The 14829-nt window shown below is 55.5% G+C and carries 14 protein-coding genes, 1 tRNA gene and 1 rRNA gene; 3 read left to right on the top strand and 13 right to left on the bottom strand.

All coding sequences use genetic code 11. The features are described 5' to 3' along the window. Nucleotides 1-7: 7 nt before the first annotated feature. A tRNA-Thr gene (locus ACOI7D_RS14920) sits at nucleotides 8-83 on the top strand. A 38-nt stretch (nucleotides 84-121) separates the two neighbouring features. Continuing rightward, nucleotides 122-237 (top strand): 5S ribosomal RNA (gene rrf / locus ACOI7D_RS14915). Nucleotides 238-457: 220 nt separating this feature from the next. Here the strand turns inward: rrf and ACOI7D_RS14910 are convergent. The 3 genes from ACOI7D_RS14910 to ACOI7D_RS14900 all read right to left on the bottom strand — a co-directional run bounded on the left by ACOI7D_RS14910 (nucleotide 458) and on the right by ACOI7D_RS14900 (nucleotide 5234). Beyond that, complete coding sequence (locus tag ACOI7D_RS14910; protein WP_004206262.1) at nucleotides 458-679, bottom strand: membrane protein; 222 nt, start codon at nucleotides 677-679, stop codon at nucleotides 458-460. Nucleotides 680-971: 292 nt separating this feature from the next. Next, complete coding sequence (locus ACOI7D_RS14905; protein WP_023291164.1) at nucleotides 972-4082, bottom strand: efflux RND transporter permease subunit; 3111 nt, start codon at nucleotides 4080-4082, stop codon at nucleotides 972-974. Between the two features lie 12 nt (nucleotides 4083-4094). Further along, complete coding sequence (locus ACOI7D_RS14900; RefSeq protein WP_109546863.1) at nucleotides 4095-5234, bottom strand: efflux RND transporter periplasmic adaptor subunit; 1140 nt, start codon at nucleotides 5232-5234, stop codon at nucleotides 4095-4097. A gap of 376 nt (nucleotides 5235-5610) precedes the next feature. Here ACOI7D_RS14900 and envR point away from each other — a divergent pair, with 376 nt between their 5' ends. After that, entirely contained in the window at nucleotides 5611-6264 is a 654-nt protein-coding gene (envR, locus tag ACOI7D_RS14895) for an acrEF/envCD operon transcriptional regulator (protein ID WP_109546864.1), read from the top strand. Between the two features lie 84 nt (nucleotides 6265-6348). Here envR and fis read toward each other — a convergent pair whose 3' ends face one another. The 10 genes from fis to msrP form a co-directional block, all read right to left on the bottom strand. Further along, nucleotides 6349-6645, bottom strand: coding sequence for a DNA-binding transcriptional regulator Fis (gene fis, locus ACOI7D_RS14890; RefSeq protein ID WP_000462905.1), 297 nt, complete (start codon nucleotides 6643-6645; stop codon nucleotides 6349-6351). A 24-nt stretch (nucleotides 6646-6669) separates the two neighbouring features. Further along, on the bottom strand, nucleotides 6670-7635 hold the full coding sequence (gene dusB / locus ACOI7D_RS14885) for a tRNA dihydrouridine synthase DusB (RefSeq protein ID WP_004144972.1): 966 nt from the start codon (nucleotides 7633-7635) through the stop codon (nucleotides 6670-6672). Between the two features lie 357 nt (nucleotides 7636-7992). Then, nucleotides 7993-8874: a 50S ribosomal protein L11 methyltransferase gene (gene prmA / locus ACOI7D_RS14880; protein WP_004144971.1), complete on the bottom strand. Its 882-nt coding sequence runs from the start codon at nucleotides 8872-8874 to the stop codon at nucleotides 7993-7995. An 11-nt stretch (nucleotides 8875-8885) separates the two neighbouring features. Further along, nucleotides 8886-10337 (bottom strand): sodium/pantothenate symporter, encoded by a 1452-nt coding sequence (gene panF, locus ACOI7D_RS14875; RefSeq protein WP_023291160.1) that lies wholly within the window; start codon nucleotides 10335-10337, stop codon nucleotides 8886-8888. Beyond that, a complete protein-coding gene (locus ACOI7D_RS14870; RefSeq protein ID WP_004206253.1) occupies nucleotides 10327-10569 on the bottom strand; it encodes a DUF997 family protein in 243 nt (80 codons plus the stop codon). The genes panF and ACOI7D_RS14870 overlap by 11 nt, the downstream gene beginning before the upstream one ends. 110 nt (nucleotides 10570-10679) lie before the next feature. Next, entirely contained in the window at nucleotides 10680-12029 is a 1350-nt protein-coding gene (accC, locus tag ACOI7D_RS14865; protein ID WP_004174096.1) for an acetyl-CoA carboxylase biotin carboxylase subunit, read from the bottom strand. 10 nt (nucleotides 12030-12039) lie between these two features. Beyond that, complete coding sequence (gene accB, locus ACOI7D_RS14860) at nucleotides 12040-12507, bottom strand: acetyl-CoA carboxylase biotin carboxyl carrier protein (protein WP_004206250.1); 468 nt, start codon at nucleotides 12505-12507, stop codon at nucleotides 12040-12042. A gap of 22 nt (nucleotides 12508-12529) precedes the next feature. Beyond that, a complete protein-coding gene (gene aroQ, locus ACOI7D_RS14855) occupies nucleotides 12530-12982 on the bottom strand; it encodes a type II 3-dehydroquinate dehydratase (RefSeq protein ID WP_023291159.1) in 453 nt (150 codons plus the stop codon). A 232-nt stretch (nucleotides 12983-13214) separates the two neighbouring features. Further along, nucleotides 13215-13814 (bottom strand): protein-methionine-sulfoxide reductase heme-binding subunit MsrQ, encoded by a 600-nt coding sequence (gene msrQ / locus ACOI7D_RS14850; RefSeq protein ID WP_023291158.1) that lies wholly within the window; start codon nucleotides 13812-13814, stop codon nucleotides 13215-13217. After that, on the bottom strand, nucleotides 13814-14815 hold the full coding sequence (gene msrP, locus ACOI7D_RS14845; RefSeq protein ID WP_032454192.1) for a protein-methionine-sulfoxide reductase catalytic subunit MsrP: 1002 nt from the start codon (nucleotides 14813-14815) through the stop codon (nucleotides 13814-13816). Before msrP ends, msrQ begins: the two co-directional genes overlap by 1 nt. Nucleotides 14816-14829 lie beyond the last annotated feature (14 nt).

Below are 14829 nucleotides of genomic sequence, written 5' to 3'. Positions count from 1 at the left end.
TTAGCGTGCTGATATGGCTCAGTTGGTAGAGCGCACCCTTGGTAAGGGTGAGGTCCCCAGTTCGACTCTGGGTATCAGCACCACTTTTTAGGTTAAAGTTCGGCACGTTGTAAAGAATTTGCCTGGCGACAATAGCGCGGCGGTCCCACCTGACCCCATGCCGAACTCAGAAGTGAAACGTCGTAGCGCCGATGGTAGTGTGGGGTCTCCCCATGTGAGAGTAGGGAATCGCCAGGCATCAAATAAAGCAGAAGGCCCAGTCGAAAGACTGGGCCTTCTGCTTTTGTGTTATCTGTCGATAAGCAGTCCTGCCGCCAGGGGGGAACCCGTCAAAGCCGATTTGCGCGTAATGCAGCAAGGGACAGTGAGTTTGTTTGTTCGGTTGTCATGTGGATGATGCGCAGAAGAGCAGATACAGGTTCGACGCTAGCCCCTGTATCTGCTGGTCGGGGGAGAATTAGCGGGTCAGCGCGACGATCCCTAACGTGAGGCCGGCTACCGCGGCGGCGCCCCCAGCGATCGCGCCTGCGGTGTCCCAGTTGTCTTCTGTTGTGCCTTTCATACAGGTATTGGTGTGGACTAAGCGGCCTTGCGAGTCATACACCGGCACGCAGGGAGAGTCATGGGCACAGCCTGCCAGCAGAGAGGCCAGCAGCGCCACGATTAAATACTTTTTCATGATATTACCTCTGAATAATCCGCAGGGTTGTACTGAGAGCCAGTGCAGAACGGAATGGCTTATTTTATCACCGCGGATTGTCCGGCCCGGATGCCGAAATCATCTCAATATATGAGCCACGTAAATATCGTGAAGATAAGCAGGGGAATATGCAGAAAAGATGGAGAGAACGATCGTATCCCAGCGCTGCCGCGCGCGATAGCGGTTGTCAGATAGCGGGAAGCTGTAGTGGTTGCTCATATACCAGACGAAAAAAAAGCGCCCGCAGGGGCGCCTTTAATACCAGGTCGGGTTATTCAGCGTGCCGGGTAAAACGTCGTCTGACGACCACAAAGAAGACCGGAACAAAGAAGATCGCCAGCAGTGTCGCGGTTAGCATCCCGCCCATGACACCGGTACCCACCGCATTCTGCGCCCCGCTGCCGGCACCATGGCTAATCACCAGCGGCATGACCCCGAGAATAAAAGCCAGAGAGGTCATCAGAATGGGTCGCAGGCGCATCCGCGATGCCTCCAGGGTTGCTTCAATGATCCCTTTCCCTTCTTTCTCCATCAGATCCTTGGCGAATTCGACGATCAGGATCGCGTTCTTCGCCGACAAACCGATTGTGGTCAGAAGGCCTACCTGGAAGTAAACGTCATTATTCAGCCCACGCAGCGTGGCGGCTAACAGCGCGCCGATCACCCCCAGCGGAACCACTAGCATGACTGAGAACGGAATCGACCAGCTCTCATACAGCGCCGCCAGGCACAGGAAGACGACAATCAGCGAGATGGCATAGAGCGCGGGAGCCTGGTTGCCGGAAAGGCGTTCCTGGTAAGACATCCCGGTCCAGTCGTAACCAATACCGCTCGGCAGTTTACTGGCCAGCGCTTCCATCAGCGCCATGGCTTCCCCGGTACTCTTGCCCGGCGAGGCTTCACCGAGGATCTCCATGGAGGGTAAACCGTTGTAGCGTTCCAGACGCGGCGAGCCATATATCCAGCGCGAAGTGACGAAGGCGGAGAACGGAACCATTTCGCCATTGGCGCTACGAACATACATATTGTTAATGTCGCTCGGCAGCATACGGAAATGGGCATCAGCCTGGACGTACACTTTCTTGACGCGACCACGGTCAATAAAGTCATTGACGTAGTACCCGCCCAGCGCAGCGGATATCGTTTCATTGATATCGGAGAGCGATACGCCCAGCGCCTGCGCTTTTTCCTGGTCGACATCCAGTTTGAACTGCGGCGTATCTTCCAGCCCATTAGGCCGTACCCGTACCAGTTGATCCGGATGCTGTTTCACCATGCCCAGCAGTTGATTGCGCGCCTGCGTCAGGGCAGTATGGCCTAGCCCGCCCTGGTCGATCAGCTCAAAGTCGAAGCCGGTGGCGGTACCCAGCTCAATAATGGCAGGCATGTTGAACGGGAAAACCATGGCGTCTTTGATCTGGCTGAAGGCCACAGTGGCTCGCTTGATGATGGACTCCACGCTGTTTTTATCACCGCTGCGCGCTTCCCATGGTTTCAGGCTGACAAACGCCATGCCGGAGTTTTGTCCCTGGCCGCTGAAGCTGAAGCCGTTAACGGTAAAGACGCTTTCGACGTTAGCCTTCTCGTTATGCAGATAGTAGTCGGTCACGGTATCCAGCACTTTCTGTGTCCGCTCCTGGGTAGCGCCGGAAGGCAGCTGGATCATGGTCAGGAAGACCCCCTGGTCTTCATCGGGTAGAAAGGATGTCGGAAGACGCATAAACAGCACGGCCATTCCCACGACGATCAGCAGATAGATCACCAGGTAACGGCCGGTTCCACGCAAAATACCGCTGACGCTGTTGGTGTAGTGGTTAACGCTCTGGTCAAAACGGGCGTTAAACCAGCCGAAAAATCCTTTTTTCTCATGGTGTTCAGCTGAGGCTGGCTTCAACAACGTGGCGCAGAGCGCTGGCGTCAGCACCAGGGCAACCAGCACGGAGAGCGCCATGGCGGAAACGATGGTGATCGAAAACTGGCGATAAATCGCGCCGGTGGAACCGCCGAAGAAGGCCATCGGCACGAAAACCGCAGAGAGCACCATGGCGATACCCACCAGCGCCCCCTGGATCTGCGACATCGACTTTTCCGTCGCTTCTTTTGGCGAGAGCTTCTCCTCAACCATCACACGTTCGACGTTTTCCACCACCACAATGGCGTCATCGACCAGCAGACCTATCGCCAGCACCATACCAAACATCGTCAGGGTGTTGATGGAGTAGCCAAACATCGACAGTACCGCGAAGGTACCCAACAGCACGACGGGCACGGCAATGGTCGGAATGAGCGTAGCGCGCATGTTCTGCAGGAACAGATACATGACAAGGAAGACGAGAATAATCGCTTCAAAGAGCGTTTTGACCACTTCGTGAATAGAGATTTTGACGAAAGGGGTCGTATCGTACGGATAGACCACCTTCATTCCCTGGGGGAAGTAAGGCTGCAGTTCGGCCAGCTTCGCTTTAATCGCGGTGGCAGTATCCAGCGCGTTGGCGCCGGTCGCGAGCTTAATACCCAGACCAGAGGCGGGCTTGCCGTTAATTCTGGCGACGACATTGTAGTTCTCTCCGCCCAGCTCAACGCGGGCGACATCTTTCAAATGGACGACAGAACCATCGGCATTGACCCGCAGCGTGACCTTGCCAAACTCCTGCGGATCTTTAAGCCGCGTCTGGGCAATGATCGACGCGTTCAACTGCTGGCCTTTCAGCGCTGGCGTACCGCCCAGCTGGCCGGCGGCAATCTGATCGTTCTGAACCTGCAGCGCATTGATGACGTCCACCGGCGTCAGGTTGTATTTGTTCAGCAGGTTGCCATCCAGCCAGATGCGCATGGCGTACTGCGCGCCGAACAGCTGTACATCGCCCACACCGTTGAGTCGGCTGATGGGATCTTTAACATTAGAGGCGACATAGTCGGAAATATCATCCTGGGTGGTGACCGGGTTATCAGAGATAAAGCCGGCCACCAGCAGGAAGCTGCTGCTGGACTTCTCTACGCTAATTCCCTGCTGCTGGACTTCCTGAGGCAGCAGCGGGGTGGCCAGCTGCAGTTTGTTTTGCACCTGCACCTGGGCGATATCCGGATCGGTGCCGGACTTAAAGGTAAGCGTGATGGTTACTGAGCCGGCGGAATCGCTGGTCGACGACATATACATCAGGTTGTCGATACCGTTCATGTTCTGCTCAATAACCTGAGTGACCGTGTCCTGCACGGTCTGAGCATCCGCACCGGGATAGGTGGCGGAGATCGCCACCGCAGGGGGCGCAATCGTCGGATACTGCGCTATCGGCAGCTGGAGAATGGCCAGACCGCCGGCAATCATCATGATGATGGCCAGCACCCAGGCAAAGACCGGTCGATGGATAAAAAACTTAGACATGGCTGGGTATCCTTATTGCGCGACCGGTGCCGCATGCTCCACTTCTGCTTTAACGGTGACGCCGGGACGGACTTTCTGTAAGCCGCTGACAATCACCTTGTCGCCCGGCTTCAGCCCGCTGGTGATAAGCCACTTATCGCCCACGGCCTGGGAAGCCACCACTTGACGGGTTTCAACCTGATTTTTGTCATTCACCAGCATGACGGAGGCATCGCCCCGCGGCGTTCGAGTCACCCCCTGCTGCGGCACCAGGATGGCCTGCGGATCGGTGCCTTCATCGATGCGGGCGCGGACGAACATCCCCGGCAGCAGGACATGCTGCGGGTTAGGGAAGATAGCGCGCAGGGTAATTGAACCTGTACTTTCATCGACAGTGACGTCGGAGAACTGCAGCGAACCCTTAAGCGGATAGGCCTGACCGTTCTCCATCAGCAGTTCAACGCTTTTGGTGTCGCCGCCGCGTTGCAGGCTTTCCTGTTTAAGGCGCATGAAGTCATTGCTGGATTCGGTCACGTCGACGTAGATCGGATCGAGCTGCTGGACGGTGGCCAGGGCATCCGACTGACCGTTGGTAACCAATGCCCCCTCGGTGACGCTCGATTTACCGATGCGTCCGCTAATGGGAGAGGTCACTTTGGTGTAGGCCAGGTTGATGCGGGCGCTTTCCACGGAGGCTTTGGTAGCGATGACGTCGGCATCGGCCTGGCGGGCGGTGGCTACCGCCTGATCGTATTCCTGTTGACTGATATACTTGGTACCCAGCAGCGGAACGTAGCGTTTCACCGTCAAGTGGGCGATGGCGGCTGCGGCTTCGGCTTTTGCCTCATCGCCCTTGGCGCTGTTCCACGCCGCCTGGTAGGTTGCCGGATCGATCTGATAGAGCGACTGGCCTGCTTCGACATCGCTTCCTTCAACAAAGTTACGCTTCAGGATAATACCGCTTACCTGAGGGCGGACTTCCGCCACGCGAAAAGCTGAAGTTCGGCCTGGCAGTTCGGTGGTGACCGACAGCGGCGCGCTGTTCACGACATGGACCGTCACCTGCGGCGCCTGGGCATGGGGTTGCGGATTGTCCGAATTATCGCAGCCGGTAAGCAATAAGGCCGAGATAATTAAACCGGATAAAAGTGTCACTCTGGCGTGAGTAGTCATGGCGGTTCCTTATAGATTACGTGCCAAATTCGGCGGCGAATCTGTGAAAGAAAGAGGGAATTAAAAAGCAGTTTGCCATCCTACAAATAAACGCCGCTGGATGTAAGGGATAGTTATTTTGGGACAATCAGCAAGGCACGCAAAAACAAAAAAAACGCGCTGCCTTTTTATTCTGTTTACCTTAATTGTAAATCTTAATAAATAGACATCAATTCCGTGAATGAGTTATTTATTAATATTGATTTGGGTAATTTATTTGACGATGGCATCAGAATTAACTTGTCTGCATTTTTGCTAAAAAATATTCCATGACAAATGTTAGGTTAAGCGATCTTCAGAAAATCCTAAATATCCTGTCCGCGGGAAGGGGGCTTGTATGGCAAGAAAAACGAAAGAAGAGGCGCTACGCACGCGGCAGCTCCTGATTGAGTCCGCGATCCAGCAGTTCGCTCTGCGGGGGGTGACCAACACGACCCTGACGGATATTGCTGATGCGGCGGGAGTGACCCGCGGCGCCGTCTACTGGCATTTTGCCAGTAAGACCGAGCTGTTTAATGAAATGTGGCAGCAGCAGCCACCGCTCAGGGATTTGATTCAGCATAGCCTCGCAACAGAGAATGAACAGGAGCCTTTAAATGCGTTGCGCGAGCGGTTTATTACCGGGCTCCGCTATATTGCTGCGAATCCTCGCCAGCGCGCGCTGATGCAAATTCTTTATCAGCGCTGCGAGTTTTCCAATGATATGCTTTCGGAAAATGAAATTCGCCAGCGCATTGGCTTTAATTATTCGCTCATCGGCGGCATGCTGCAGTGCTGTGTGCGTAACAATATATTGCCAGTAGAAACAAATATTGAAGTGATATTAATTGTTTTACACAGCGCCTTTTCCGGACTAATTAAAAACTGGCTGCTCGATCCGCAACGCGTCGATCTTTATCAGCAGGCGCCTGCGCTGGTGGATAATATTATGGCGGTAGTCAGTGCTGCTCGTGTATCGGAGACGCCGGTACTGCGGGCGGTGAATCAGTAATGTGTCCCGCTGCCGCAGGTAATAAAAAAGGCGCTTCCCCATGCCGAAGAGCGCCTTTTATATCAAGCAAGCAACTGACTAGTATCAGTTCATGCCGTATTTTTTCAGTTTTTTACGCAGCGTACCGCGGTTGATGCCCATCATCAGGGCAGCGCGGGTCTGGTTACCACGGGTGTATTGCATCACCATGTCCAACAGGGGCTGTTCAACTTCAGCCAGTACCAGCTCATACAGGTCATTCACATCCTGACCGTTCAGTTGAGCAAAATAGTTCTTCAGTGCCTGTTTAACCGAGTCACGCAGGGGCTTTTGAGTTACCTGATCCTGAGAGTTAACGGTAGAAACGGTCAGTACGTCAGAATTTACGCGTTGTTCGAACATAGTTCTGTCAGCTCTTTATTTCTATTACGCAAAATTTTCGAAGTATGCCTCCAACGCCTCCAGCTGTTCGCTGGCATCCTCAATGGCGTTGAATGTGCGCCGAAACTGGTCATCTGGAGCATGTTCCTGAAGATACCAGGAGACGTGTTTACGCGCGATTCGGTACCCTTTTGCCTGACCATAAAAGTCATGCAATTCCCGAACGTGCGCACAAAGCAAGCGCTTGACCTCTGCCAGCGGCAGCGGGGGCAGCAGCTCTCCAGTGTCCAGATAATGCTGGATTTCCCGAAAGATCCAGGGTCTTCCCTGAGCTGCACGGCCTATCATCAGGGCATCAGCCCCTGTATAGTCGAGCACAGCTCTGGCTTTAAGCGGGTCAGTAATGTCGCCATTCGCGATAATCGGAATGGAAACTTTCTGCTTAACTGCCCGAATACTGTCGTACTCAGCGTCTCCGTTAAACAAGCAGGCGCGGGTGCGTCCGTGAATAGTCAGAGCCTGAATGCCACACTCTTCGGCCAGTTGGGCAATCTCTACGCAGTTACGGTGTTCCGGTTCCCAACCGGTGCGAATCTTGAGAGTCACAGGAACGTCCACCGCATTCACGACCGCCGTCAGGATCGACTTCACCTGGTCGGGGTACTGCAAGAGGGCTGAACCTGCAAGCTTGCGATTCACCTTTTTCGCCGGGCATCCCATATTGATATCAATAATCTGGGCGCCGCTTTCCACGTTAATCCGCGCGGCGGCAGCCATCTCTTCCGGCACGCTACCGGCGATTTGCACGGTACGAATACCGGGCTCATCAATATGCACCATCCGTAAACGGGACTTGTCGCTCTCCCACACCTGTGGGTTAGAGGACATCATCTCGGAAACGGTTAAACCCGCTCCCATCTCGTAGCACAGCGTCCGGAATGGTCTGTCAGTAATGCCAGCCATGGGCGCTGCGATCAGGCGATTTCTGAGCTGGTGGTGTCCGATGCGCATGAGTTAAGAAATGACCATACTGTGACTGCAAGGCGGCGTATATTACGCATTTTTTGCACGAGATGAAAGGCCAAACTTTGAGCAATCCTCTGTTGCAGATCAATGAATCCGGGACTAACGTAAAAGGAATGAATAAATACTTATATTAATCATTGATTTAATGGCTGATGGATAATTTGTGTCCATTTATAAAATCATAAAACTTCTCGATTTTTCTTAGACAAACTCGCTACCAGGCGATATAAAACGCTGTTTTTATAGCCAAAAAAGTGCTCTGTAGTGCGATCTGCCTCTCATTTCCTGGCATTATTTGGTGGCTACTGGAAACAAAAATGCGGCCCACAGGCCGCATTGCGCTTAGTTTTTCCGGCCGGTGATCCGGCACCACTCCTCTTTCTCGACCACCGGGTCAAGGGTGAAGAGATCGGCGTAGGCTTCACAGACGCTCTCCGCCTGGCTGGCAAGGATGCCGGAAAGCCCCAGCAAACCGCCTGAAACGGGCAGGACGCTGATTAACGGCGCCAGCTCACGTAACGGGCCAGCCAGGATATTGGCGACCACGACGTCGGCTTTCATCGACTCGGGCTGGTCCTGAGGAAGATAGAGCTCCAGACGCTCAGAGACGCCGTTACGCTGCGCGTTATCGCGGCTGGCCTGAATAGCCTGCGGGTCGATATCAATGCCGATCGCTTTTGCGGCCCCCAGCTTCAGCGCGGCAATCGCCAGGATGCCGGAACCGCAGCCGAAATCAATGACCGTTTTTCCGTTGAGGTCGAGTCCATCGAGCCACTGCAGGCACAGGGATGTCGTCGGGTGCGTGCCGGTACCGAAGGCCAGACCCGGATCGAGCATCACGTTGACGGCATTTTCATCCGGAACGTCGCGCCAGCTCGGGCAGATCCACAGCCGCTCACCGAAACGCATCGGATGGAAGTTATCCATCCATTCCCGCTCCCAGTCTTTATCTTCCAGCTGCTCGATCTTATGCGCGAAGCCGGCGCCCAGCAGCGGGTGCTGCTCCAGTTGGGCAACGACCGCTTTCATATCGGTTTCGGCATCGAACAGGCCGATCACGTCGGTATCGCCCCACAGCCGGGTTTCCCCGGGCAACGGCTCAAATACCGGCGTATCGTGCGTATCCTGGAAGGTGATCGAGACCGATCCGGCCTCCATCAGCGCATCGCTAAGATCTTCAGCGTTCGCGCCGGTGGTATTTAGTTTCAGTTGGATCCATGGCATAGCAAAACTCTTTATTTATCAGTAGTCAAAATAGGTGGCTGTGGTGCGGGACGGCCGAAACGGTTCCCTGCCACAAACGCCAGTAAACTCAGCAGCAGCGCGGGAACGATCGGGTGGAAGCCGAGAAACTGCACTTTCAGCGTGGCAAGTACGGCATACAGCACGCCGCCCACGATCATCGCGCTCAGCGCGCCAGCCGCGTTGGCACGTTCCCAATACAGGCCCAGTACCAGCGGCCACAGGAAGACGGCTTCCAGGCCGCCGAAGGCCAGCAGATTCAGCCAGATAATCATCTCCGGCGGTCGCCAGGCCGCGAGCAGCAGCAGAACACCCAACAGGAGCGTGATGCCGGCGGACATGCGTTTTAGCCGCTTTTCGTTAGTCGCCTGATCCGGACGCCAGTTCAGATACAGATCCTTGATGATCGTAGCGGAACTTTGCAGAAGCTGGGCATTGATCGTCGACATAATCGCCGCCATCGGCGCGGCCAGAAAGATCCCTGCCGCAAAGGGCGGGAGCACTTTGACCATCAGCGTCGGGATCACCAGATCCGGTACGGTTAAGTCGGGGAGCACCGCCCGACCTAACGCGCCGGCCAGGTGCATGCCAAACATCAGGATCGCCACTACGATGGTGCCGATCATGATGCCGCGATGCACGGCTTTGCTGTCTTTGTAGGAGATACAGCGTACGGCGGTATGCGGCAGGCCAATGACGCCGAAGCAGACCAGCACCCAAAACGAGGCCATAAAGGTTGGCGAGAGGATATCTTCCGCCCCCTGCGGGGACACCAGCTTGACGTCGATCGACTGCAGAGTCTCTACCGCATGGCCAATCCCGCCGGCGGCGTGGATCACCCCCACCAGTAGCACGATCGTGCCGATCAGCATCACCATGCCCTGCATGGTATCGTTGAGCACGCTGGCGCGAAAGCCGCCATAGGCGGTATACAGCGCGATGCTGATGCCGAAGATCAGCAGACCGGTATCGTAGGGAATACCCGCAGCTGTCTCCAGCAGGCGGGCGCCGCCGATAAACTGGACGGTCATGGCGCCAACGAAGGCTACCAGCAGGCTCAGGCTGGCCAGCCAGACCAGCAGACGGCTCTGGTAGCGCGCAAACAGCATGTCATTGAGGGTGACGGCATTATAACGACGCGCAAGAATGGCGAATTTTTTTCCCAGTACGCCCAGCGACAGCCAGATGGCGGGGAGCTGGATCATCGCCAGCAGCACCCATCCCAGGCCGTATTTATAGGCGGCGCCGGGTCCGCCGATAAATGAGCTGGCGCTGATATAGGTAGCGGTTAGCGTCATGGCCAGCACGAAGCCGCCCATCGAGCGGCTGCCGAGAAAGTACTCATTAAGAAAGCTTCCTGAGGCGCGTTTTCTCATGGCGTAAAGGGATAAGCCGAACACCACCACCAGATAGGCGATCAGGGGAATAATGACCTCAAACTGCATCATCGTCCTCCAGAGGTATGTCGCGGAAAACCAGTTTGACCATCGCCCAGCACAGCAGAATAAACAGCAGAGGAACCAGCAGGCAGGCCATTTCAAACCAGTGGGGCAGGCCGGTAAAACCGATAGCCACCCCCGGCAGATAGGCGGCGGCCAGCCAGGCGGCAAGATAGAGAAGGGTCAGCCACAGCGCCCAGCGCGCTTCTTTGTGGGCCTGAACAAAGCGTTTGTCCATTTTTTGTCCCTTGAGGATAAAGAAAGCGGGGATTGTACCGCATGGTATAGATGAGGAGAGAGAAAAAGAAAAAAGGCCGGAAAATCCGGCCTTTTGCTGAGAGAGCAGAATTATTTTTCCTGCAAGCCGAGTTTTTTCTCCAGATAGTGGATGTTGGTGCCACCATGCTGGAAGTTCTCGTCGCTCATAATGCGCATCTGCAGATCGACGTTGGTCTTGATGCCATCGATGATCAGCTCCTGCAGCGCATTCTTCATGCGGGCAATCGCCACGTCACGGCTTTCGCCGTAGCAGATCAGTTTGCCGATCATGGAGTCATAGTACGGCGGTACGGTGTAGCCGGCGTAAATATGGGACTCCCAGCGCACGCCAAAGCCGCCCGGCGCGTGGAAACGGGTAATTTTACCCGGGCTCGGCAGGAAGGTGTTCGGGTCTTCGGCGTTGATACGGCATTCCACCGCATGGCCGCGAACCACCACTTCATCCTGCTTGATGGACAGCGGCTGGCCGGCTGCGATACGCAGCTGCTCTTTGATCAGGTCAACGCCGGTGATCATTTCAGTTACCGGATGCTCTACCTGGATACGGGTGTTCATTTCAATGAAGTAGAACTCGCCGTTTTCGAACAGGAACTCAAAGGTACCCGCCCCACGGTAGCCGATATCGACACAGGCTTTCGCGCAACGCTCGCCGATGTAGCGACGCAGTTCCGGAGTGATGCCCGGCGCCGGCGCTTCTTCGACCACTTTCTGGTGACGACGCTGCATGGAGCAGTCACGTTCAGCCAGATAGATAGCGTTGCCCTGACCGTCCGCCAGTACCTGAATTTCAATGTGACGTGGGTTTTCCAGGTATTTCTCCATGTAGACCATATCGTTGTTGAAAGCCGCTTTGGCTTCCGCTTTGGTCATGGAGATGGACTGGGCCAGTTCAGCGTCGCTGCGCACAACGCGCATACCGCGACCGCCGCCGCCGCCGGAGGCCTTGATGATCACCGGATAGCCGATGCGTTTAGCATGGGCGCGGTTAGCGTCCATGTCGTCGGTCAGCGGGCCGTCAGAACCGGGTACGGTCGGGACGCCGGCTTTTTTCATGGCGGTGATCGCGGACACTTTGTCGCCCATCAGGCGGATAGTGTCGGCTTTCGGGCCGATGAAGATAAAGCCGGAGCGCTCAACCTGCTCAGCAAAGTTGGCGTTCTCGGAGAGGAAGCCATACCCCGGGTGAATCGCTACCGCGCCGGTGATCTCAGCGGCGCTGATGATAGCTGGGATGTTCAGATAGCTTTTTACGGACGGAGCCGGACCGATACAGACCGTCTCATCCGCTAACAATACGTGTTTTAGATCGCGATCCGCGGTGGAATGCACAGCAACGGTCTTGATGCCCAGTTCTTTACAGGCACGAAGGATGCGCAGTGCGATCTCGCCACGGTTAGCGATGACAATTTTATCCAGCATGTTCGCCTCGTTACTCGATAACTACCAGCGGCTCGTCGAATTCTACCGGTTGGCCGCTTTCGATCAGAATGGCTTTCACCACGCCGGCTTTGTCGGCTTCGATCTGGTTCATCATTTTCATCGCTTCGACGATGCACAGGGTGTCGCCCACGTTAACTTTCTGGCCAACTTCCACAAACGCTTTCGCGTCCGGGCTTGGCGTACGATAGAAAGTACCAACCATCGGGGAACGTACGATGTGACCACTGATTTCCGCTTTTGCCGGCGCTTCTGCTGCTGCAGCTGGCGCGGCAGCCGCGGCGGCAGGTGCCTGAGGCTGCATCATCGGCGCAGCATAAGCCTGCTGCATAACCGGATAGCTTGCGGCCGGTGCAGAGCGGCTGATGCGAACAGACTCTTCGCCTTCAGAAATTTCCAGTTCGGAGATACCTGATTCTTCAACCAGCTCGATCAGTTTTTTAATCTTACGAATATCCATGAGTGGGTTCCGTACTCTTTGTTTAGTGTGATTGTGACAGGCGTTTTACCGCCGTCTGTAAAGCGTATGAATAGCCGTCCGCCCCCAGTCCGCAGATGACGCCAGCGGCGACATCTGACAGATACGAATGCTGGCGGAAGGGTTCGCGTGCATGCACATTGCTCAGGTGAATCTCGATAAACGGGATGTTCACGGCAAGCAAAGCGTCACGGATTGCTACGCTGGTATGCGTGAACGCGGCCGGATTAATCAGGATATAGTCCACGTTGTCTTTAGCCTGATGAATTCGGTCGATTAACGCATGCTCCGCGTTGGACTGCAGGTGATCCAGGCTCACATTCAGCGCCGCCGCTTCAGATGTTAAATGGTTAACAATCTCCGCCAGCGTGAGCGGACCATACTTCTCAGGCTCGCGGGTACCGAGCATGTTAATGTTTGGACCATTCAAAAGCAAAATGTGAAACTTCTTTGCCATCGTGTGGCGATCTCCTGCCATTTTCGGGTAAAAAACAACATATACCTTCAATGCGCCCTTGTCACCTTTTCAGGGTCAGAAAACCCCGTCAGGAAAGCCAAAGTCGCACATTATAACGATTTCGTAGCAATTGGCAGCTAAATACTGGTCTTATCAGGGAAGATTATCAACCGCTATCTTAAAAAGAGTCGCGGTTGATAAAGGATCTGCGGGAAACTGCACATTACGGGATTCAGCGCCACCACTGGCGGAACTTCTTGTAACGCCATGCCAGCAGCGCCACTGCCAGCAGGGCATAAATGATGGGCTGCGGCGAGAGGATCTTCACTGACCACAGGTAGTGAATCGGCGCGAGGATCGCCACCAGATAGACGAAGTTGTGTAAAAGTTGCCAGCGGCGGCCCAGTTTTCGCTGCATCGCCTGCGTCGACGTCACCGCCAGCGCCAGCAGGATCGCCCAGCTGACCATGCCTAACGTCAGATAGGGGCGGTTGATAATCTCCGAGCCCAGCAGCGCCAGATTGTTAATGCCCAGCTCCAGCAGGGTATAGCTGGTCAGGTGCAGCGTCGCCCAGGCGAAACACCATAAACCTAACAGGCGACGAACGCGAATCAATAATGGTTGTTTCGCATAGCGCGCCAGCGGGGAGACCAGCAGCGTCGCCAGCAGAAACTTCAGCGCCATCCTGCCGGTAAAATGCTGGATATCCTTGGCCGGATCGGCGCTAAAGTAGCCCTGATGTCCGGCCCAGAATAGCCAGACCAGCGGCAAAAAACCCGCCAGATGAAGTAAAACCTTCAGCCAGGCGATCTGTTTGACGGTGAAACGCACTAGAAGTTCTCCCGCAGATTCATGCCGCGATACAACGACGCCACCTCGTCGGCATAGCCGTTAAACAGCAGGGTTGGCTGACGCTTGACATCGAGTACGCCGCCGGCGCCGATAAACCGCTCGCTGGCCTGCGACCAGCGGGGGTGATCGACGTGCGGATTGACGTTGGCGAAGAAGCCGTATTCGTCCGGTGCCGCCAGGTTCCAGGTGGTCGGCGGCCGCTCGCGGGTCAGTTCAATGCTGACGATGGATTTAATGCCTTTGAAACCGTACTTCCACGGCACAGTAAGGCGGACCGGCGCGCCATTTTGCGGCGGCAGCGCTTTGCCATACACCCCGACGGTGAGCAGCGTCAGCGGATGCATCGCTTCATCCAGCCGCAGCCCCTCCACGTAAGGGTAAGCCAGTCCCCCACCGATAAACCGATCTTTCTGCCCGGGCATTTGATCCGGAGCATAGAGGGTTTTGAAGGCCACATAGCGCGCATTGCTGGTGGGCTCCACCAGCGCCAACAGCTTATGCAGCGGGAAGCCGACCCAGGGGACCACCATCGACCAGGCTTCCACGCAGCGCATACGATAAATACGCTCTTCCAGCGGGAAGCGTTTGGTCAGATCGTCATGGTCGAGAGTCAGCGGCTTCGCCACCTCACCGCCGATGGTCAATGTCCAGGGATCGGTGCGCAGGCTACCCGCGTTCGCCGCCGGATCGGCTTTATCGAGGCCGAATTCATAAAAGTTATTGTAGCCGGAGACTTTATCTTCCGGGGTAAGCGTCAGCTTAGCCTGCCATTCAGCGGGTTTAGCAAAGTCCAGGGCTTTGCCCGCCGGGGCTGGCGGACGGTCATGGCCTTTAAACCAGTCCAGCAGGTCGGCCTGCGCGGCGGCGGGAAGCGAAAGGGCGGTCGCGCTGATGCCCAGCATTTTCAGCACCTGGCGCCGCTGGAGCATAAAAACGGATTCGGCCGTGACGTCGGCTTCCGTCAGTTTTTTTCTTTTCATGGTGTCCTCCGTCA

It is taken from the genome of Klebsiella sp. C360, from assembly GCF_048822415.1.
Lineage (GTDB): Bacteria > Pseudomonadota > Gammaproteobacteria > Enterobacterales > Enterobacteriaceae > Klebsiella > Klebsiella quasipneumoniae.
The sequence above is the reverse complement of the archived record's forward strand: the minus strand, read 5'-3'. Positions and strand labels throughout refer to the sequence as shown.

Coding starts and splice junctions, on each gene's coding strand:
- msrP (WP_032454192.1), bottom strand. CDS start 14,815: ATGAAAAGAAAAAAACTGACGGAAGCCGACGTCACGGCCGAATCCGTT.
- aroQ (WP_023291159.1), bottom strand. CDS start 12,982: ATGGCAAAGAAGTTTCACATTTTGCTTTTGAATGGTCCAAACATTAAC.
- accB (WP_004206250.1), bottom strand. CDS start 12,507: ATGGATATTCGTAAGATTAAAAAACTGATCGAGCTGGTTGAAGAATCA.
- panF (WP_023291160.1), bottom strand. CDS start 10,337: ATGCAGTTTGAGGTCATTATTCCCCTGATCGCCTATCTGGTGGTGGTG.
- ACOI7D_RS14870 (WP_004206253.1), bottom strand. CDS start 10,569: ATGGACAAACGCTTTGTTCAGGCCCACAAAGAAGCGCGCTGGGCGCTG.
- prmA (WP_004144971.1), bottom strand. CDS start 8,874: ATGCCATGGATCCAACTGAAACTAAATACCACCGGCGCGAACGCTGAA.
- ACOI7D_RS14910 (WP_004206262.1), bottom strand. CDS start 679: ATGAAAAAGTATTTAATCGTGGCGCTGCTGGCCTCTCTGCTGGCAGGC.
- ACOI7D_RS14900 (WP_109546863.1), bottom strand. CDS start 5,234: ATGACTACTCACGCCAGAGTGACACTTTTATCCGGTTTAATTATCTCG.
- fis (WP_000462905.1), bottom strand. CDS start 6,645: ATGTTCGAACAACGCGTAAATTCTGACGTACTGACCGTTTCTACCGTT.
- dusB (WP_004144972.1), bottom strand. CDS start 7,635: ATGCGCATCGGACACCACCAGCTCAGAAATCGCCTGATCGCAGCGCCC.
- envR (WP_109546864.1), top strand. CDS start 5,611: ATGGCAAGAAAAACGAAAGAAGAGGCGCTACGCACGCGGCAGCTCCTG.
- accC (WP_004174096.1), bottom strand. CDS start 12,029: ATGCTGGATAAAATTGTCATCGCTAACCGTGGCGAGATCGCACTGCGC.
- ACOI7D_RS14905 (WP_023291164.1), bottom strand. CDS start 4,082: ATGTCTAAGTTTTTTATCCATCGACCGGTCTTTGCCTGGGTGCTGGCC.